The 19,140-nt window shown below is 67.1% G+C and carries 14 protein-coding genes, 1 pseudogene and 2 riboswitches; of the genes and pseudogenes, 11 read left to right on the top strand and 4 right to left on the bottom strand.

Annotation, left to right across the window (positions count from 1 at the left end; all coding sequences use genetic code 11):
• Nucleotides 1–27: 27 nt before the first annotated feature.
• From ACIPUB_RS04310 to ACIPUB_RS04275, 8 genes and pseudogenes are all read left to right on the top strand, one after another.
• Nucleotides 28–1,551 carry an ABC transporter substrate-binding protein gene (locus tag ACIPUB_RS04310; protein ID WP_407606240.1) on the top strand — a complete coding sequence of 508 codons (1,524 nt, stop codon included), beginning with the start codon at nucleotides 28–30 and terminating at the stop codon, nucleotides 1,549–1,551.
• Nucleotides 1,551–3,338 (top strand): ABC transporter permease subunit, encoded by a 1,788-nt coding sequence (locus ACIPUB_RS04305; RefSeq protein ID WP_407606239.1) that lies wholly within the window; start codon nucleotides 1,551–1,553, stop codon nucleotides 3,336–3,338. The genes ACIPUB_RS04310 and ACIPUB_RS04305 overlap by 1 nt, the downstream gene beginning before the upstream one ends.
• A gap of 383 nt (nucleotides 3,339–3,721) precedes the next feature.
• Nucleotides 3,722–3,838, top strand: a riboswitch (SAM riboswitch).
• 103 nt (nucleotides 3,839–3,941) lie between these two features.
• The gene (locus ACIPUB_RS04300) at nucleotides 3,942–4,868 is read left to right on the top strand and encodes a methylenetetrahydrofolate reductase (protein ID WP_407606238.1); all 927 of its coding nucleotides are present in this window, start codon (nucleotides 3,942–3,944) and stop codon (nucleotides 4,866–4,868) included.
• A 55-nt stretch (nucleotides 4,869–4,923) separates the two neighbouring features.
• Nucleotides 4,924–7,266 (top strand): annotated as a pseudogene (gene metE / locus ACIPUB_RS04295) (5-methyltetrahydropteroyltriglutamate--homocysteine S-methyltransferase); the annotation flags it as partial.
• A 43-nt stretch (nucleotides 7,267–7,309) separates the two neighbouring features.
• Nucleotides 7,310–8,641, top strand: coding sequence for an O-acetylhomoserine aminocarboxypropyltransferase/cysteine synthase family protein (locus ACIPUB_RS04290; RefSeq protein ID WP_407606237.1), 1,332 nt, complete (start codon nucleotides 7,310–7,312; stop codon nucleotides 8,639–8,641).
• An 18-nt stretch (nucleotides 8,642–8,659) separates the two neighbouring features.
• Nucleotides 8,660–9,865, top strand: coding sequence for a cystathionine gamma-synthase (locus tag ACIPUB_RS04285; RefSeq protein WP_407606236.1), 1,206 nt, complete (start codon nucleotides 8,660–8,662; stop codon nucleotides 9,863–9,865).
• 327 nt (nucleotides 9,866–10,192) lie between these two features.
• Nucleotides 10,193–11,197: a bile acid:sodium symporter family protein gene (locus ACIPUB_RS04280; protein WP_407606235.1), complete on the top strand. Its 1,005-nt coding sequence runs from the start codon at nucleotides 10,193–10,195 to the stop codon at nucleotides 11,195–11,197.
• A gap of 128 nt (nucleotides 11,198–11,325) precedes the next feature.
• A complete protein-coding gene (locus ACIPUB_RS04275) occupies nucleotides 11,326–11,793 on the top strand; it encodes a 2'-5' RNA ligase family protein (RefSeq protein WP_407606234.1) in 468 nt (155 codons plus the stop codon).
• Nucleotides 11,794–11,999: 206 nt separating this feature from the next.
• Here ACIPUB_RS04275 and ACIPUB_RS04270 read toward each other — a convergent pair whose 3' ends face one another.
• Both ACIPUB_RS04270 and ACIPUB_RS04265 read right to left on the bottom strand, forming a co-directional pair.
• Nucleotides 12,000–13,058: a Gfo/Idh/MocA family protein gene (locus tag ACIPUB_RS04270; protein ID WP_407606233.1), complete on the bottom strand. Its 1,059-nt coding sequence runs from the start codon at nucleotides 13,056–13,058 to the stop codon at nucleotides 12,000–12,002.
• A gap of 37 nt (nucleotides 13,059–13,095) precedes the next feature.
• Entirely contained in the window at nucleotides 13,096–13,620 is a 525-nt protein-coding gene (locus ACIPUB_RS04265) for a gamma carbonic anhydrase family protein (RefSeq protein WP_407606232.1), read from the bottom strand.
• Nucleotides 13,621–13,964: 344 nt separating this feature from the next.
• Here ACIPUB_RS04265 and ACIPUB_RS04260 point away from each other — a divergent pair, with 344 nt between their 5' ends.
• Nucleotides 13,965–14,522: a hypothetical protein gene (locus tag ACIPUB_RS04260; protein WP_407606231.1), complete on the top strand. Its 558-nt coding sequence runs from the start codon at nucleotides 13,965–13,967 to the stop codon at nucleotides 14,520–14,522.
• Between the two features lie 85 nt (nucleotides 14,523–14,607).
• Here ACIPUB_RS04260 and purU read toward each other — a convergent pair whose 3' ends face one another.
• Both purU and ACIPUB_RS04250 read right to left on the bottom strand, forming a co-directional pair.
• Nucleotides 14,608–15,456 (bottom strand): formyltetrahydrofolate deformylase, encoded by an 849-nt coding sequence (purU, locus tag ACIPUB_RS04255; protein ID WP_407606230.1) that lies wholly within the window; start codon nucleotides 15,454–15,456, stop codon nucleotides 14,608–14,610.
• 60 nt (nucleotides 15,457–15,516) lie between these two features.
• Nucleotides 15,517–16,617, bottom strand: coding sequence for a flavin-containing monooxygenase (locus ACIPUB_RS04250; protein WP_407606229.1), 1,101 nt, complete (start codon nucleotides 16,615–16,617; stop codon nucleotides 15,517–15,519).
• Nucleotides 16,618–16,709: 92 nt separating this feature from the next.
• Nucleotides 16,710–16,797: riboswitch (ZMP/ZTP riboswitch) on the top strand.
• 61 nt (nucleotides 16,798–16,858) lie between these two features.
• Between ACIPUB_RS04250 and glyA the strand changes: the two genes are divergently transcribed.
• Nucleotides 16,859–18,145, top strand: a complete 1,287-nt coding sequence (gene glyA / locus ACIPUB_RS04245) for a serine hydroxymethyltransferase (protein ID WP_407606228.1) — start codon at nucleotides 16,859–16,861, stop codon at nucleotides 18,143–18,145.
• Between the two features lie 77 nt (nucleotides 18,146–18,222).
• Nucleotides 18,223–19,104: a bifunctional methylenetetrahydrofolate dehydrogenase/methenyltetrahydrofolate cyclohydrolase gene (locus ACIPUB_RS04240; protein ID WP_407606227.1), complete on the top strand. Its 882-nt coding sequence runs from the start codon at nucleotides 18,223–18,225 to the stop codon at nucleotides 19,102–19,104.
• Nucleotides 19,105–19,140 lie beyond the last annotated feature (36 nt).

Here is a 19,140-nt window from a genome sequence, read left to right as displayed (position 1 = left end):
CAACCACGAAAGACAGGTAAGACCGAGATGGTTCTTCCACGCCCAAAAGCAGCCGCGACAGCAGTGCTGGCCTCCACCCTGGCACTGGCCCTGAGCGGATGCTTCGACGCGGGCGACGCGGGCGCCGCCGCAGACGACGCCCGCATCAAAGTGGCCATGATGCAACCGCCGCGTTCGGGACTGACCCCGCTGAGCGATGATGCCTTCAAGCTTTCCCGCTGGCAGGCGGCAGAGACCCTGGTGGTCCTCGACGAGGTGGGAGAGGCCCAACCCGCACTGGCCACCGCATGGAAGCAAACGGATGAGACGACCTGGACCTTCGAACTGCGCCAGGGCGTGGAATTCCACGACGGAACCGCACTAACCGCCAAACAGGTCGCCGCTTCGCTGGAAACCGCGGCGAACGCCAGCCCCAAGCCCCGCATCCTCGACGGCGTCGAGTTGGGCATCAAGGCCGAGGGCGCCAACACCGTCGTGGTCACCACCAAGGTTGCCGACCCGCTGCTGCCGCAACGGCTTTCCAGCCCGCAGCTGTCCATCCTGGCGGCCTCGGCCTACAAGTCCGGCGGAGTCGTCGTCCCGACCGGGGCCGGCACCGGTCCGTATGTGCTGTCCTCCTTCGACGGAACCAGCTCCGCAACCCTGGACCGCTTTGATGGCTATTGGGGCGAACCTGCCGCCGCCGCCGGGGTCGACGTCCAATTCGTCCCGGACGGCACCGCCCGCGCAGCGGCCCTGCGCACCGGAAACGCCGACATCGTGGAAACCATCCCCGTGGGACAGGTCGCCCAGATCGATCCCGCGCTGGTCCACGAGGTTCCCATGCCCAGGACCAACACCCTCTACCTGAACAACGACACCGGCCCCTTTGCCGATCCGGCCGTGCGGGCCGCGGCGCGGGAAGCCATCGAGCGGGCCACCGTGGTCGAACGGGTCTACGAGGACCGTGCCGACATCGCCGAGGGGTTGCTGGGCCCCGCCCTGCCCTGGGCGGCAGCCGAACGCGCGAACGAAAACTACACCGAGGTGCTGGGGAACCGTGCAGCGCCCTCCGTTGTGAAGGGAACCAAGATCACGCTGGGCACCTTCACCGACCGGGCGGAGCTGCCGGAGGTTGCCGTCGCGCTGGAGCAGCAGCTCGAGGCCGCCGGTTTTGTCGTGGAGCAGGATGTGCGTGAATACCAGCACATCGAGGCCGATGCCCTGGACGGGAAGTTCGACGCATTCATCCTCTCCCGCGCCACCGTTCTGGATTCCGGGGACCCGGTGGCCTACATGTATAGCGATTTCTCCTGCGAGGGATCGTTCAACATCTCGCAGTTCTGCGATGCCGAGGTCGACGCGGCCCTGGCCAAGGCCGCGGCCGTGGCCCCCGGTGCGGAACGCCGGGCCGCCATCGCCGCCGCCGAGGCGCTGATCCTTTCCAAGGACGCGGCAGTGCCGCTTTTGCACGAACGCGTCATCCAGGGCGAATCGGCCAGGGTCCGCGATGTTGAGCGCGACCCCCGCGAACGTGCACTGATCACCAACCGCACGGGAATCGCCGACTGATGGCGCGCACGGCCCCGGCAATCAACGCACTTTCCCGCCTGCTGGCCCTTGCCGCGGTAACGGTCGTGATCGGCCTGCTGCCGTGGCTATCGGGCAGCAAGCCCGAATACACGATCCTGCGTGCCCGCTATGCGGATCGGGAAGCGACACCGGAAACCCTGGCGATGATCCGTGACGAGCTCGGCCTGGACCGCGGCCCGGTGGCGATCTTCCTGGCCTGGGCCGGCGGGGTGGCCCACGGCGACCTGGGAACCTCCTGGATCACCAACACCCCGGTGGGTCCCGGGACTGTCTCCGCCCTGGGCGTCTCGTTGACCCTGATGGGATGCGCGGTGGCGGTGGCGGCAGTCGTGGCCGTGCTGCTGTGCGTCCCTGCGGTGGCGCGCGGTCTGGCCGGAAAGCCGGGCAGCGGATCCGGGGCCGTTGCGGCGGGAATGACGGCGCTGCCGGAATTCCTGTTGGCCGCCATGCTGCTGATTGTCGGAGCCGTCTTGCTGGGGTGGTTCCCGCCCTACGGCTGGCAGGGCCTGCACCACGCGGTGCTGCCGGCGCTTTCGCTCGGGTTGCCCGCCGGCGGGCTGATCGGGCGCCTGGCCTCCGAAGCCATCAGCGCCGCCTTCGCGGAGAAGTGGGTGGCGACCTGGCGGCTCGCCGGGGCGCGCCGCGGCCAGCTCACCGCGGCCGTGCTGCGCCGGGCCATGCCATCGGTGACCAGCCAAGTCGGCCTGGTCCTGATCGGGTTGACCGGCGGGGCAGTGGCTGTGGAAAAGGTCTTCGCGATCCCCGGTTTGGGCCGGGCCATTCTGGGCGCCGCCAGCGCCCAGGACATTCCGGCGCTGCAAGCCGGGGTGCTGGCGCTGTTGCTGCTGGCCGTCATCGTGGGTTCGGCCTGCGCTGCGGTGCGCCTGCTGTTGCTGGGCAGGGCACTTCGCTCCGGTACGGTTCCGGCGCCGGAGACCATGCGCTTCACCCGCCGACGTGAGATGCTCCTGCCGCTGGTGGTGGCCTTGGCGCTGGTGCTTTTGGTCGTAGCCGGACTGTTGCGCGATCCGTTCGCGTCCGAGCACGCGAGGCTGGCTGCCCCGAGCCTGGCTCTGCCCTTCGGAGCCGATGCCAGCGGACGCGACCTATTGGCCAGAGTGGGGCATGGTGCGCTGTCGACCTTGGGGACTTCCCTGCTGGTGGTGCTGGTTTGCCTGGTCCTGGGGCTGGTCATCGGGCTGTTTCCGCATGCGTCAACCGGTCCGGTGGAGGTCGCCAACGCTGCCCCGCCGATCCTGGTGGGCCTGATGGTCGCGGTGGTCACCGGTCCGTCGCTGCTCGGCGCCGCCATCGCGGTCGCATTGGTGGGTTGGGCACCGCTGGCGGCGCACGCGGCGGCACTGGGACAGGAAGCGCGGGCCCGGCCGTTCGTAAAGATCCTTCCGGTACTGGGCGTGGGCCCGGCCCGGATCCTGCTCAGGTATGTCCTGCCGGCGATCCTTGGTCCGGTGTTCAGGCACGCCATGCTGCGGATTCCCGGGATCGCGCTGGCGCTGGCCTCGCTGGGATTCCTGGGGCTGGGGCCCCGGCAGCCCACCCCCGAGTGGGGGCTCATCCTGGCCGAGGGAATCAACTACGTCGAAAGGGCGCCGTGGACGGTCGCAGCTCCCGCTGCCGCCTTGGTGCTCACCTCGGTCCTGGCGGTGTCGCTCTCCGGCCTGAACTGGAACCGCCGCCAGGGCAACCCCGGGAACGATGCCCCGATCCGCGAGGGGCACAAAAGTACTGCCTCGTCCGGCGAGTAACGCCCCCCTGCGCAGGGGGGCTTCACGGAAAAGGAATCAGGGTCATCGCGGTGGGGTCGCAACTCCGCCCCGGCAGTCCGTCACGACCATGGCACTACGGGTGAAAACCATTCCTCGCCCCCGGATCCCGGCACATGGAATCGGTCGCGAGCACGCCACTCCTTCGCGTCACATTGGCTTCACGGAAGTCCCGCGACGTCATGCCGGTGCCGGGAATCCCTGCGGATACACCGAAAACGCGAATGGACGGCCGTAACAATGTGACCGCGGCGGCCCGGCGAAAATGACGCCGTGTGGACACATGAAGTGATTTTGCCCTTCGTGACGGCTGTGCCGGCAAGCTCCTTGCACGTGCCCTCGAACCTGTTCCAAGATGAATACATCAACCATCAAGAGCGGCTGAGAGATCTGGCTCGTTGACGCCGCAGCAACCATCATCCGATGGATTCCCTTCCCTGGGACTCCATCGGCGAGGGTGCTACTGCCAGAAGCGATGGAGCCGCTTCAGCGTTCACTCATCATCGCCGCAGGACATCCGTGACGGATCCCTGGGGCTTTTGTGGCGATCCCTGATGCCTCCCTCGAATCGACGAGGAGACATGCATGAGTATTGGAACGACAGCCGCACCGCCGTCACTGTCCTACGAGTTGTACCCTCCGGCGAACCGCGACGCCGCCGAGGGAATCTTCAACAGCATCCGGGCCCTGGAGGCGACCGATCCCGACTACGTGTCGGTGACCTATTCGGGCTCCCCGGCACGCCGAAACGCGTCCCTTGAACTGATCGAGCACTTGATCCAGAACACCCGGCTGCGCCCCCTGGCACACCTGACCTGTGTGGGGGAGAGCCGCGAATCCCTGCAGAACCTGATCCGCCACTTCGTTTCCCTCGGGGTCCGCGGGGTGCTGGCGCTGCGCGGGGACCTGCCGACGGACCCCGAGGACTGGCGCGGCGAGTTCCCCTTCGCCCGCTACCTGATCGAGCTGATCCGCGAGGTTGAGACCGACCACTCGGCCGCCCTGGCCGGAGGAAGACTGGGGGTGGGTGTCGCCGCCTACCCGATCCGGCACCCCGAATCCCCATCCTTCGAACACGATGTGGAAGTGTTGCTGGCCAAGGAGCGCTCCGGGGCCAACTACGCCATCACCCAGGTCTACTTCCGTGCCAATGAGTACACCAACCTCGTGGATTCGGCCCGCCGCGCTGGGGTCACCATCCCGATCATCCCCGGCGTCATCCCGCTGAACTCGGTCAGGCGCCTGAACCGGCTGGCCTCGATGGCCGGGATTGCCCCGGACCCGATCCTGGCCCACGCGCTGGAAACCGCCGGCTCGGATTCCGAGCGCCACCGCATCGGCGTGGACGCCGCAGTCACCCTGGCCCGGAGGGCCTTCGACGACGGGGCACCGGGCGTGCACCTCTACACCTTCAACGACCACCGCGGCTCCCTCGATGTCGTCGAGCAGCTCGAATTGCCGCGGACCCGCGCACAGGCCAGCAACACCTGGGCCACCCGCGCAGCTGTCTAGAACCACACACCTTCCCACCGCTTTCCACAACGTCAGAACAAATAGGAGAACCACCATGTCGAAGCCAACTTTCCCCGCCGCATCCATCCTCGGCTACCCGCGCATCGGACCCAACCGCGAGCTCAAGAAGGCCCTCGAATCGCACTGGGCCTCACGCACCGACGAGGCCGCGCTGCACGCCGCGGCCCGCCAACTGCAGAACGCCAACCTGGCCAAGCTCACCGGACTCGGGCTCAAGCCCGATGACGCCTCGCTGCCCGGCGACTTCGCCTACTACGACCAGGTGCTCGACGCCACCGTCGCCCTCTCGGCCCTGCCCACCCGCTTCGCGGACCTGGCAGGCCAGAACGGCGCCATCGACACCGCCGCTTCCTTCGTGCTGGCCCGCGGCGACGAATCCCGCGCCCCGCTGGAAATGACCAAGTGGTTCGACACCAACTACCACTACCTGGTCCCGGAAATCGGGGAAGCGACCCCCATCAAGGCCAACGCCGCGGCGCTTGTCGAATCCTTCACCGCCCACGCGGCCAACGGCAACACCATCCGCCCCACCCTCGTGGGCCCGATCAGCTACCTGCTGCTGGCCAAGGCCGAGGACGGCGCTCCCGCCGGCTTCGACCCGCTGTCGCGCATCGACGAAGTGGTCAACGCCTACGCCCAGGTCCTTGCAGCCCTGGCCGCCGCCGGGGCACCGTGGGTGCAGCTGGACGAGCCGGCACTGGTCACCGACCGCGGCGCCGCCCTGGCCGTCCCCGGTGCACTCGCCGAGACCGTCTATTCCAAGCTGGCCGCCGCCACCGAGCGTCCCGCACTGTTCGTGAGCCTGGGCTACGGCACCGCCGGGGACATCACCCGCCCGGGCGCCACCCAGGGCCTGCTGGCCCGCGCCGGCGTCGAGGCAGTGCACGCCGACCTGGTCCGCGGCGCCCTCCCCACCACCGAATTCCTGGGCGACCTTGCCGGTTCCACCCTGGTCGCGGGCATCGTGGACTCGCGCAACATCTGGCGCAACGACCTCGCAGCCTCGCTGGGCACGCTCGCCGCGCTGCGCACCCGGGTCGAAAAGGCAGGCGGCACCCTGGCCGTGGGAACCGCCACCTCGCTGCAGCACGTCCCGCACGATGTGGCCCAGGAAGCGAACCTGCCGACCCACCTGCCCACATGGCTTGCCTTCGCCAACCAGAAGGTCGCCGAGGTCATCACCCTGGCCAAGGGCCTGTCCGAGGGCGAATCCGCGATCGCCGCCGAGCTCTCGGCCGCCGAATCGGCCATCGCGCACCGCGCCGGATTCGCCGGGACCACCGTGGCCTCGGTGCGCGAGCGCCTGGCCAACCTCACCACCGCCGACTTCTCCCGTTCCGACGCGGAGACCCGCAAGGCCGCCCAGGAACGCGCCCTGGCGCTGCCGCCGCTGCCGACCACCACCATCGGCTCGTTCCCGCAGACTTCCGAGGTCCGCACCGCCCGCGCCGCCCACAAGGCCGGCACCATCGACGACGCCGCCTACGACGGTTTCCTCAAGGCCGAGATCGCCCGCGTCGTGCAGCTGCAGGAACGCCTGGGCCTTGACGTGCTGGTGCACGGCGAGGCCGAGCGCAACGACATGGTCCAGTACTTCGCCGAGAACTTCGACGGCTTCACCGAGACCGAAAACGGCTGGGTGCAGTCCTACGGATCGCGCGCCACCCGCCCCTCGATCCTCTGGGGGGATGTCTCCCGTCCGGCGGCCTTCACCGTCCCGTGGATTTCCTACGCCGCCTCGCTGACCAACAAGCCGCTCAAGGGCATGCTCACCGGTCCGGTGACCATCCTGGCCTGGAGCTTCATCCGCGACGACCAGCCGCTGTCCACCTCCGCCAACCAGGTCGCCCTGGCGCTGCGCGACGAGATCGCCGACCTGCAGGACGCCGGCATCGGCATCATCCAGGTCGACGAGCCGGCGCTGCGCGAACTGCTGCCGCTGCGCGCCACCGACCAGGCCAAGTACTTGGGCTGGAGCGTTGACTCCTTCCGTCTGGCGACCTCCGGGGCCACCGATGCCACCCAGATCCACACGCACCTGTGCTACTCGGAGTTCGGCGAGATCATCGAGGCCATCGACGCACTGGATGCGGACGTCACCTCGATCGAGGCAGCCCGCTCCCGCATGGAGGTCACCGCGGATTTGACGCAGTTCGGCTACTCCCGCGGCATCGGCCCGGGCGTGTACGACATCCACTCCCCGCGCGTGCCCTCCACCGCCGAGGTCGCCGAGCTCATCGACATCGCGCTGGCCTCCCTGGATGCCAAGGCGCTGTGGATCAACCCCGACTGCGGCCTGAAGACCCGCGGGTACGCGGAAACCGAGGCCTCGCTGGCCAACCTGGTGGAAGCCGCGGTCGCCGCCCGCGCCCCCCTCACCGACCAAGCTTCGACTTCCCTTCGGCCCGAAAGGCACGATCATGGCCTCCAGCACCTGGCGCAACGCCACCACCGAAATCCACTCCGGGTACGCCCCGGCTGCCCCGCACCGCCCCATGACCGTGCCGATCTACAACTCCGCCGCCTACCAGTTCCCCGACTACGCCACCGCCGCGAAGCTCTTCGCGCTCAGGGAACCGGGCTACACCTATTCACGCACCGGCAACCCGACCGTCGCGGTGCTGGAGGAACGCGCAGCCGCCCTCGAGGGCGGGATCGGCGCCATCGCCACCGCCACCGGGCAGTCAGCCGTCGCGATCTCCCTGCTGGCCCTGCTGCAGGGCCCGGGCCACCTGGTGGCCTCCAACAAGCTCTACGGCGGCACCGTGGACCTGCTCACGGACACCTTCGCCGACTTCGGCGTGAGCGTGAGCTTCGTGGACCCTGCCGACCCCGCGGCCTGGGCCGCGGCCATCACCGAAAAGACCCGGGGTTTCCTGCTGGAGTCGGTCTCCAACCCGCTGATCACCCTGGTTGACCTGCGCTCCATCACCGAGGCGGCCCACGCCGCGGGCATCCCGGTGGTCGTGGACAACACCCTGGCCACACCCGCCGCCTACCGCCCCATCGACTTCGGGGCGGACGTGGTCGTGCACTCTGCCACCAAGGCGCTGGCGGGACACGGATCGGTTCTTGGGGGACTGGTCATTGACGCGGGCACCTTCGATTTCTCCGATGCCGCCCGCTGGCCGCAGATTGCCGCGCCGCGGGCGCGCTACTACGGGGACTCGCTGCTGGACCGTTACGGGTCCAAGGCCTACCTGATGCTGCTGCGTTCGAAGTTCCTGCACGACCTGGGACCCACGCTCCCTGCTGCCTCCGCCTCGGCGATCCTCACGGGCATCGAGACGCTTTCCCTGCGCGTGGCCAAGGCCCAGGACAACGTGCTCGCCCTGACCCGGGCGCTGGCCGCGCACCCGGCAGTGGCCACGGTCCACCACCCCTCGGAACACACCCATCCCGACCACGCGCTTGCTGCACGCGACTTCCCCCGGGGCACCGGCTGCGTGTTCTCCTTCGACCTCAAGGATCCGGCTGCAGTGCCGGGGCTGGTCGATTCGCTTCGGCTCTTCGCCCTGGCCGCGAACATCGGGGACACCCGCTCCCTGGTGGTTCACCCGGCGGCCATGACCCATTGCCGGCTCAACGCGTCCCAATTGGCGACCGCCGGGATCAAAGCCGGCACGCTGCGCATCTCCGCCGGGCTCGAGGACGCCGCCGACCTGGTGGCGGACCTGCTCGGAGCCCTCGATGCCCTGGGCACCGAGTCCGCCACGCCGGCCGCAGCGCCGCGCGAAACCATCAACGCCTAGAGAAAGGGACGAGTCACCATGGGCACCACCACCAACCACGGCTTCAACACCCAGGCCATCCACGCCGGCCAGGAACCGGACCCGTTGACCGGCGCGGTCATCCCGCCGATCTACCAGACCAGCACCTTTGTCCAGGACGGGATCAACGTGCTGCGCAGCGGGCACGAATACTCCCGCGGCTCCAACCCGACCCGCAGCGGATTTGAAACCCAGCTCACCGCGCTGGAGGCGGGCCACGCCGGCTTCGCGTTCGCCTCCGGCATCGCCGCCGAGGATGCGCTGCTGCGCGCGGTGCTCGAGCCCGGGGACCACATCGTCCTTGGTTCCGACGGCTACGGCGGCACCAACCGGCTCATCAACCGCCTTCACGGCAAGTGGGGGATCACCAACACCCCCGTGGACATCACAGACCTCGCGGCGGTCCAGGCCGCGGTGCAACCGGGCAGGACCGCGCTGCTCTGGGTGGAGACCCCGTCCAATCCGCTGCTGGGCATCGCGGATGTCGCGGGCTGGGCCGGAATCGCGCACGCCGCAGGGGCACTGCTGGTCGTGGACAACACCTTCGCCACCCCGTTCCTGCAGCGCCCGCTCACCCTGGGTGCCGACGTGGTGGTGCATTCGACCACCAAGTACATCGGCGGGCACTCGGATGTGCTCGGCGGCGCAGTGATCGTGGCGGACCGGGCATTCCGCGGCCAGGACCTCGCCGAGGCCGTGGGCTTCCAGCAATTTGCCGGGGGAGCAGTGGCCGGGCCGCAGGACTGCTTCCTCGCGGCCCGGGGGTTGAAGACCCTGGGTCTGCGCATGGAGCGCCACTGTTCGAACGCCGCCGCCATCGCCGGCTGGCTCCACGGTCGCGAGGAAATTGCGACGGTGCTCTATCCGGGCCTGGAAACCCATCCCGGCCACGAACTGGCCAAGGCACAGTCCAACGGCTTTGGCGGGATCGTCTCGATGCAATTTGCCGGAGGGGAGGCGGCCGCTCGGGCTTTTGCCGAATCGACCCAGCTCTTTGCGCTCTCCGTTTCCCTGGGAGGGGTCGAGTCGCTGGTTTGCTACTCCGCGGAAATGACCCACGCCTCGGTGATCGGCACCCCGCTTGCGGTGCCGCGGAACTTGGTCCGGCTTTCGGTGGGCATCGAGCAGGTGGAGGACCTCATCGCGGACCTGGAGCTGGGGCTGGCTGCGGCGCGGGATGCCTCGCTGCAGCGCGCCGCCGCCTGAGAAAAAGCTTGCGGTGTTCCCGTACCTGGTCTGAGGGGGCCGCGAAGGAACACCGCATGACCGGGTACCGTGCTTGATCGCCGGAACCGGAACGAACGGCACTGCGGGTATGGGAGTTCCCGCAGTGCCGGAGGGGCGGAAGCGGGCCGGCGTCTGGCAGCCGGTCCGCTCCTGCCCTTGGTCGTTGTGGCCCGCTGCATGACCGAGCTCAGTCACATGGACCCCGGAAGGTGCGATAAGCGGTGGTTTATCCGCGACGAATGGCTGATGTTGAACGAACTGGTGATCGGATTGGACATTACTTGGTCAGTTTGTCACCATTTTTTCATGTCAACTGATCGAAACGTACAACCCAAGCCCGGACTGGACGCCGAAGAGCGCAGTGCCAAGATTGCCGTGACGCTTTTTCCGCTGCTCGTCCTGGCCGGCGGCGCGATTGCGCTGCTGACCCCGGACTCCTTCAGTGGGTTCTCGAAGGCCATCAACCCCTTGCTGATGGTCATCATGTTCGGCATGGGCCTGACCCTGACGCTGCCCGACTTTGCGATGGTCGTGCGCAAGCCGCTGCCGGTGTTCCTGGGTGTTGTGGCACAGTACGTGATCATGCCCCTGCTGGGCCTGGGCATTGCGATGCTTCTTCAGTTGCCTCCGGCCCTGGCCGCCGGCGTTATCCTCGTCGGTTGCGCGCCGGGCGGCACCGCCTCCAACGTGGTGACGTACCTCGCCAAGGGTGATGTTGCGCTTTCGGTGACCATGACCTCGATCTCCACCCTGCTCGCCCCCATCTTCACCCCGTTGCTGACGCTGTGGCTGGCCGGCCAGTACCTGCCGGTGGACGCCGGATCAATGGCCAAGTCGATCGTGCAGATCGTACTCATCCCGGTGGTCCTGGGCCTGGTGCTGCGGGTGATCCTGCCGCGCTTGGTCGCGAAGCTGCTCCCCGCCCTTCCCTGGGTCTCGGTCCTCGCCATCACCGGCGTGGTGCTCATCGTGGTTGCCGGCAGCGCCGCCGCAATCTTCAGTGCCGGCCTGTTGATCCTGCTGGCAGTCATCCTGCACAACGCCGGTGGCATTGCCTTGGGCTATGGAACCGCCAAGCTCTTCAAGCAGCCCATTGCCAGCCGCCGCACCATGGCCATCGAGGTGGGCATGCAGAACTCGGGTCTGGCCTCGGGTCTGGCCAAGACTTATTTCACCCCCGAAGCCGCGTTGCCCGGCGCCGTGTTCTCGGTCTGGCACAACCTCTCCGGAGCCTTCATCGCCGCTTACTGGCGCCGCAGCAGCGCCAAGAACGCCGCGTTCGACGCAGAATCGCAGCTTGCGGCCAAGTAGCCGGTAGCCCGTAGTAACACAAGGATCCCTTGGCCGGACGATAACAGTCCGGCCAAGGGATCCTTGTGGCATCGTCACCGGCAACTCGAGGCCGTGCGGAATCCGGGACTGTGTGCCTATCCTGAACCATGGGCGCATATGTCCTCGTTGCCTTTGTCGTTCCCGTGCAGGCCGGTCTGGTCTTCCCCCGGTCGGACTGGCCGCTGCACATCACCTTGGTGCGCTTCGACACCCGGGAAACCGCCGACGTCGTACGCGCCAGGCTCGACGGCGTGCTGCCAGCGCGGCTGGGCTTTGGCGTGCGCATCGGCCCGGATGCGCAGTTCGGCCGCAACGCGTCCGTGCCGGTCTCGCTGGTGGAACCGGAACCGGCGCTGCATCGGCTCCATGTGGACGCACTGGAAGCGCTGGGACCGCAGGTCCACCTGCCCGGCACCCAGCACAACCGCTCGAATTACCGCCCGCACATCACCCATGCCGCCACACGACTGTTTCCCGGTGACCAGGTCGGGATCCGGCAGGCAGCACTGGTGGATATGCGTCCGGATGATGATCCGCGGCTGCGCCAGGTCCTGGCCGTCTGGGAACCGGCGTAATAAGCGGTCCGCCGCAGCATGCCTCCTGCCCGGGAACCCAGCGAAAACTCATCGGAATCGAAGTACGCGTGCGATCCGGGGTGCGGAAAGCCTGTCTGCAGTCCCTGGCTCGCCTGGAGATTTCGAACATGGAAAAAGTGGGGGTTTTGTGGTGTCGGAGTATCCTCCGACACCACAACCCCCCTTCTGCTGTCCGGCGAACGGGCCTACCTCGCGACGAGGTCGTTCGGGTAACGGATCCCCAATTGGTGGCGGATACCATCGAAAATGGCCATGGTGTTGATCGAGTGTTCCCAGGGCATGGTGGGGGATTCGTTGAGCCCCTGCTGGATGCACCTGGTCGCCTCGCGGAACTCAAACGTGAAGTTCTCGCCCACGGGTTCGAAGACCTCGGTTCGTGCCGGGCCGTCGGCCGGGTGGATGAAGAGCTTCGTGGGGTTGTGCAGCGGAGCATTGGTCCCCAGCCAGCCATTGGTGCAGGCGATCCGCGCTTCCTTGGTGGGGGAGCTGGTCAGCGACACCATGAGCTGGGCATGGCGCACGCCGGAGTAGCCCAGGGTGATGGCGGTCTGGATGTCCACGCCGTCCTCGTTGAGGTCGCAGCTGGCCTGCACCGAGGTCGGGAAGCCGAAGGCGCCGATGGCCCAGGTGAGGGGATACACGCCCATGTCCAGCAGGGCGCCGCCGCCGGCAGCCGGATCGTAGAGCCGCCACGTCGGGTCGTAGGGGGCCAGGAAACCAAGGTCCGCTTGGACCCAGGAAGGTTCCCCGAGCTCGCCGGATTCCAGGATGTCCAGGGCACGGCCAAACGCCGGGGTGAAGCGGGACCAAACGGCTTCCATCAGGAAAAGGTCGCGGTCCCGGGCCTCGGCGACCAGGGCACGGGCCTCGTCGGCATTGATGGTCAGGGACTTTTCGCAGATCACGTGTTTGCCGGATTTCAGCGCGGACATGGCGATCTCAAAGTGCTGCCCGTGCGGGGTGCCGATGTACACGGCGTCGATTTCCGGCTCGGCAAACATGGCGTCGTGGGAGCCGTAGGCCCATTCGATGTCATGTTCGTCGGCGAAGGCGCGGGCGCGTTTCTCGCTGCGCGAGGACACCGCCATCACGTTGGCGTCCTCGAGTGATTGCAGGTCGGCAATGACCCTTCCGACGATGCGTCCGGTGGAAACGACGCCCCAGTTCAGTGTGCGGCCCGTGGCCTTGATTGGCGAGGGGGCTCCCGGGTGTGCGGTGGGTGGTGCCTGGATATAACTGACCATCGCTTGTGTGCTCCCTATTTCGTGGGCGGGTGTGGACCTAGAGTGAGGCGTTGGCCTCACGGTGCTTTGCCGCCAGCACCAGGTAGTGGGCGGCGTTTTCCTTCAGGTTCTCCACCTCCTCGTCGCTCAGTTCGCGGCGGACCTTGGCCGGGACCCCGGCAACCAGCGAGCGCGGGGGAACCTGCGTTCCCTCGAGCACCAGGGCGCCTGCGGCCACCAGGGAGTTCTCCCCGATGACGGCACCGTTCATGATGGTCGCGCTCATGCCGATGAGGCAGTCGTTGCCCACGATGGCGCCGTGGACAACGGCCGAATGGCCCACCGAGACGCGCTCGCCGATGGTGCAGGGAAAACCGGTATCCGCGTGCAGGACCACGTTGTCCTGGAGATTGGTGCCTTCCTTGACGGTAATGGTGTCCGAGTCCCCGCGGGCCGAAACGCCGTAAAAGGCGCTGGTGTTTGCGGCGAGGGAGACGTCCCCGGAGAGCGTGGCCGTCGGTGCCACAAAAGCGGTGGGGTCGACGGTTGGTGTGATCGAGTCAATGGTGATGATGTGGGCCATGACACCCACTGTAGCCTGTGCCCTGCGCCCATTTTGGCTGTACGACACAACAAGGCGCAATGCCGTTTTCGGGAATTTGCGAGGCCCGGGCCACCATGGTCTCCCGTGGTCATCCATCGGTTCGGCTGATGGTGGCACCCTGCGGGTGCGGAAGTCCGGGCTATGACATGGACGAGGCCGCGGGCCGGCATTCTTGCCGCCGGAGCCTGGCTGGATCGTGTGGGGGCGGCACGCGGTGGCCACGGCCTTGGGCAACCGGATAGTGTTGTCCTTCGGCTCCGCGCCTTGGGGCTGCGGAACCTGAGACGGTGTTCGGATGCAAAAGAACGGGAGCAGCTGGGACGATGTGGCCGCAGCACAAGGTTGAGGTATACGAGCAAATGGTCGCGGCCCTCCGGCACACACTTGAGGAGCAGTCGGAGAACATCCCGGCAGAGGTCCTGGAACGACTGAACGGGATCATCAGGTCAGCGGTTCACTCCATCGACACCAGTCCGGAAATCGTGGCGGTGGGCCTGCCGGACATCGAGCCCGAAGTTCTCGAGCCGGTGGTGGCCGAAGCGAAATCGGTCGATTCCGCCCCGGCCGCGGCGAGCACCGCGGTCGATCCCTTCCGCCATGGCGCACACGCCGAGGCCAACAGGATGCTTAAGGCCAGGCAATTGGCCCGCTGGCTCTGGGACCGGGATATCGGCGGTGACCAGGTTTTGGGCTTTAGCAACAAATGGCGCAACAAGATCGCCAGGGCCGCTGGCGTCAATCCACCCTCCACCTTGGAAACCTGGACGGTTGCCGTGGACCTGATGGGGCGCATGCAACAGCTGGCCGATTCGGGGACCCAACCAGAAGCCAGCGAACGCCAGCATCTGGATGAACATGACCAGTGGGCCGCTGAGCAGTAGCACTGCCTACACCTCTTCAGGGGCCATCGCCGGAAGCGGCTGGGAAGAATGGGCCAGCACCACGTCCAGGTGCCGGCCCGCCGGACTAGGAGAAGACGACGGTCCGGTAGCCGTCGAGCATGACGCGGCGCTCGGCATGCCAGGCCACTGCCCGGGTCAACGTGCGGCCCTCCACATCCCGGCCCATCGCCACGAACTGCTCGGCGGTGCGTGCATGGTCCACGCGGATGACCTCTTGCTCAATGATCGGTCCCTCGTCCAGGTCAGCCGTCACATAGTGGGCGGTGGCACCAATGATCTTCACACCGCGCGCGTGCGCCTGGTGGTAGGGCTTGGCCCCCTTGAAAGACGGCAGGAACGAGTGGTGGATGTTGATGGCACGGCCGTTCAGTGCGCGGCACAAGCCATCCGACAGGATCTGCATGTAGCGGGCCAGCACCACCAGCTCGATGTCGTGCTCGTCAACCAGGGCCAGCAACCGGGCCTCGGCCTCGGCCTTGGTCGCGGCGGTGACGGGTATGTGGATGAATTCAATGCCATGGAAATCGGCCATGGGCTTCAGATCCAGGTGGTTGGAGACAATGACCGGGATATCCACCGGCAAGGTCCCTGCACGCTGGGAGTAGAGCAGGTCGTTGAGGGCGTGGCCTTCCTTGGACACCATGATCATGGTGCGTACCCGGGAACCCGCGGCGGTGACCTTCAGCTCCATCCCGAACTGTTCCTTGACCGGGCCCAGTGATCCGCGCACGGCGTCGAGATCCTGGCCGGTGGCCACGGCGATGCGCATGAAGAAGTTGTGGGTCTCCGGGCTCTCGAACTGCTGCGACTCGGTGATGTTGCAACCCGCACTCAGCAAGGCTCCCGAGACGGCATGGACAATGCCCGGGCGGTCGGGGCATGACAGGGACACAATGAATTCGTTGGTGCTCACGGGGATTACGCTACAGGCAGCCCCCGCGGTGGCTGAATCCTGCCGGTAAATGAAGCATTCCTAGTCCGCACCGACCACCGCGACGCTGCGTGCATCCAGCAGCCGTTGCGCGGCAACAGCTGCGGCTCGGCCGGCGCGCGTTGCCCCGACGGTGGAGGCCGAGGCGCCGTAGCCCACCAGGAAGAGGCCCGGGACCTTGTCGACGGTGACTGAGTCCTCGCCCATGACGATGCCGCCGCCGGGTTCGCGCAGGCCCAGCGGAGCCAGGTGGTCAAGCGACGCCCGGAACCCGGTGGCCCACAGGATGACGTCGACGGCCTCGGTGGTTCCGTCGGTGAAGGTGACGGCATGGGCAGAGATGGAATCAATCCCGCCGCGGGAGACCAGCACACCGGAGTCGATGCCCTCGCGGTAGAAATCGGTGAGCGGCAGTCCCGTTACCGAGACCACGGATCTTGGAGTCAGGCCCGCCCGGGTGCGGCTGTTGACATTCATCTCCACCTCGATGCCCCAGGACTTGTTCTGGGGTGCTTCCCGCCACTGAGGTGCCTGCCGGGTGGACCACAGGGTGTCGATCCCCAGGGCGGAAAGCTGGAGCAGGAACTGCGTTGCGCTGGTCCCGCCGCCGACCACCAGTACCCGCTTGCCCAGGAATTGCTCCGGTGCCACGAAGTCGTGGGTGTGCAACTGGCGCCCGGCGAACTCCCGTGCCCCGGGGTAGTAGGGCCAGTACGGCTTGTCCCAGGTTCCGGTGGCGTTGATGAGCGTGGCGGCGTGGACCTGGCGGCCGTCGGTCGAGGTGACGGTGAAGCCTTCGGCCAGCGAGCCGGTGACGGTCTTGGCCTTGAAGGGCCGGATCACCGGCAGGGCGAACGCCGATTCGTAGTTCTCGTAGTATCGGGTGACCACCGCGGAGGCCGGTTCGGATGGGTCTGGTGTGTCCAATTCCATGCCGGGAAGGGAGTGCAATCCGTGGGCGCGGTCAAAGGTCAGCGAGTCCCAACGGTGGCGCCAGGCGCCGCCCGGGCCTTCATTGGCATCCAGCACCACGAAGTCCTGAAAGGGGACCAAGCCCTTGCGCCGCAGGTGGTGGGCCGCGGAAAGTCCTGCCTGGCCTGCACCGATGACTACCGTACGCAACTGCTCACCCATAGACTGCATGTCGACTGGCCCTCCTTGAGGACGTGGTAATTGAAGATTCAAGTGTCACCCGGTGTAACAGTCTGACCCGTAAGCCTATTCCGACTAATATCGGAGGGTGTCGCAACTGGCGTTGGGTGGGGTGAACCACCGGGGAGCGGCACATGAGCTAACCACGGACCGCGCGCCTGGGTCCGGGGGTTGAATGATTCGCAATGTGACCCTGCCCGAAGAACAACCCTCACCCACTGGAGTTCAAAAGATGAGCAAGAATCCCGTGACCAACCAATCGCTCGCCGAGATCGACCCGGAAATCGCCGAGGTCCTCAAGCTTGAGCTGGGCCGCCAACGCGACACCCTGGAAATGATCGCCTCGGAGAACTTCGCCCCGCGCGCGGTCCTCGAGGCCCAGGGCTCGGTCCTGACCAACAAATACGCCGAGGGCTACCCGGGCCGCCGCTACTACGGCGGCTGCGAGCACGTGGACGTGGCCGAGAACCTGGCCATCGAGCGCGTGAAGACCCTCTTTGGCTCCAAGTTCGCCAACGTCCAGCCGCACTCCGGCGCCAGCGCCAACGCCGCTGCCCTATCGGCCATGATCGAACCCGGGGACAAGATCCTTGGCCTTTCCCTGGCCCACGGCGGACACCTGACCCACGGCATGAAGCTGAACTTCTCCGGCAAGCTCTACAAGGTTGCCGCCTACGAGGTCGACCCGGAAACCTTCCGCGTGGACATGGACAAGCTCCGTGCCCAGGCGCTCGCCGAGAAGCCTCAGGTCATCATCGCCGGCTGGTCCGCTTACCCGCGCCAGCTCGATTTCGCCGCCTTCCGTGCCATCGCCGACGAGGTTGGCGCCAAGCTCTGGGTCGACATGGCCCACTTTGCCGGCCTGGTCGCGGCAGGACTGCACCCCAACCCAGTGCCCTTCGCCGACGTAGTGACCTCCACCGTGCACAAGACCCTTGCGGGTCCGCGCTCGGGGCTGATCCTCACCAACGACGCCGACCTGGCCAAGAAGATCAACTCCAACGTCTTCCCGGGCCACCAGGGCGGGCCGCTGATGCACGCCATCGCCGGCAAGGCGGTTGCCTTCAAGATCGCAGCCGGCGAGGAATTCAAGGCACGCCAGGAGCTCACCCTGGAAGGTGCCAAGCTGCTGGCCGAGCGCCTCACCGCCGAGGATGTCACCGCGGCGGGCGTCTCGGTGCTCACCGGCGGCACCGACGTGCACCTGGTCCTGGTGGACCTGCGCAATTCGGAGCTGGACGGCAAGCAAGCCGAGGACCTGCTGCATGAAATCGGCATCACCGTGAACCGCAACTCGGTGCCGTTCGACCCGCGCCCGCCGATGACCACGTCGGGCCTGCGCATCGGCACCCCGGCGCTGGCCACCCGCGGTTTCGACGCCGCTGCCTTCACCGAGGTCGCCGACATCATTGGTGTCGCACTGCGTGACGGACAGAAGGCCGACAAGGCCGCGCTGGCCAAGCGCGTGAACACCCTGGCAAAGGCCTTCCCGCTCTATGAGGGCCTCGAAGACTGGTAAACGGCCGCCGGCCACCGAACACCGCCCGCACCATGCGCGCACGGGAACAATCTCTTGAAACGGAGCACCACAAACACATGACTGCACAGATTCTTGACGGCAAGGCAACGGCAAAGGCCCTCAAGGCCGAACTGACCGAACGCGTGGCCAAACTCGCCGAACGCGGCGTCACCCCGGGCCTTGGCACCATCCTGGTCGGATCCGACCCGGGCTCGACCTGGTACGTCGGCGGCAAGCACAAGGACTGCGCCGAGGTCGGCATCAAGTCGATCCGCGTGGACCTGCCGGAGGAGACCACCCAGGAAGAACTGCTGGCCAAGGTCCGCGAGCTGAACGAGAACCCGGAATGCACCGGCTACATCGTCCAGTTGCCGCTGCCCAAGCAGATCGACCAGGACGTCATCCTCGAGGCCATGGACCCGGCCAAGGACGCCGACGGCCTGCACCCGATGAACCTCGGCCGCCTGGTCGCCAACGTCAACCGCCCGATGACCTCCCCGCTGCCCTGCACCCCCAAGGGCTGCGTGGAGCTGCTGGCCCGCCACGACATCGACCTGAACGGCAAGAACGTGCTGGTCGTCGGTCGCGGAGTGACCATCGGACGTCCGATCGGGCTGCTGCTGACCCGCCGCGACGTCAATGCGACGGTCACGCTGGCCCACACCGGCACCAAGGACCTGGCCCAGCACCTGGCGGAGGCCGACGTGGTCATCGCCGCAGCCGGCCAGCCACACATGATCAAGGCCAAGGACCTCAAGCCCGGCGCGATCGTGCTGGACGTGGGTGTCTCGCGCGTCAATGACGAGAACGGCAAGGCCGTTGTCACCGGCGACGTGGAACCTGCGGCCCATGAGGTTGCCTCCTGGATCTCCCCGAACCCGGGCGGCGTGGGCCCGATGACCCGTGCCATGCTGTTGGCCAACGTGGTCGAATCCGCGGAGCGCGCGGCCGGTATCTAACCGGATCGCCACCAAGCAACGACGGTCCGGGCGTTG

Origin of the sequence: Paeniglutamicibacter sp. ORCA_105 (assembly GCF_045798545.1) — a bacterium.
In the GTDB taxonomy this organism is placed as follows: Bacteria; Actinomycetota; Actinomycetes; order Actinomycetales; family Micrococcaceae; genus Paeniglutamicibacter; species Paeniglutamicibacter sulfureus.
This window is presented reverse-complemented; position numbering and strand designations above follow the sequence as displayed.

Coding starts and splice junctions, on each gene's coding strand:
- ACIPUB_RS04260 (WP_407606231.1), top strand. CDS start 13,965: ATGTGGCCGCAGCACAAGGTTGAGGTATACGAGCAAATGGTCGCGGCC.
- ACIPUB_RS04285 (WP_407606236.1), top strand. CDS start 8,660: ATGGGCACCACCACCAACCACGGCTTCAACACCCAGGCCATCCACGCC.
- ACIPUB_RS04275 (WP_407606234.1), top strand. CDS start 11,326: ATGGGCGCATATGTCCTCGTTGCCTTTGTCGTTCCCGTGCAGGCCGGT.
- ACIPUB_RS04280 (WP_407606235.1), top strand. CDS start 10,193: ATGTCAACTGATCGAAACGTACAACCCAAGCCCGGACTGGACGCCGAA.
- ACIPUB_RS04270 (WP_407606233.1), bottom strand. CDS start 13,058: ATGGTCAGTTATATCCAGGCACCACCCACCGCACACCCGGGAGCCCCC.
- glyA (WP_407606228.1), top strand. CDS start 16,859: ATGAGCAAGAATCCCGTGACCAACCAATCGCTCGCCGAGATCGACCCG.
- ACIPUB_RS04290 (WP_407606237.1), top strand. CDS start 7,310: ATGGCCTCCAGCACCTGGCGCAACGCCACCACCGAAATCCACTCCGGG.
- ACIPUB_RS04265 (WP_407606232.1), bottom strand. CDS start 13,620: ATGGCCCACATCATCACCATTGACTCGATCACACCAACCGTCGACCCC.
- ACIPUB_RS04240 (WP_407606227.1), top strand. CDS start 18,223: ATGACTGCACAGATTCTTGACGGCAAGGCAACGGCAAAGGCCCTCAAG.
- ACIPUB_RS04305 (WP_407606239.1), top strand. CDS start 1,551: ATGGCGCGCACGGCCCCGGCAATCAACGCACTTTCCCGCCTGCTGGCC.
- ACIPUB_RS04250 (WP_407606229.1), bottom strand. CDS start 16,617: ATGCAGTCTATGGGTGAGCAGTTGCGTACGGTAGTCATCGGTGCAGGC.
- ACIPUB_RS04310 (WP_407606240.1), top strand. CDS start 28: ATGGTTCTTCCACGCCCAAAAGCAGCCGCGACAGCAGTGCTGGCCTCC.
- ACIPUB_RS04300 (WP_407606238.1), top strand. CDS start 3,942: ATGAGTATTGGAACGACAGCCGCACCGCCGTCACTGTCCTACGAGTTG.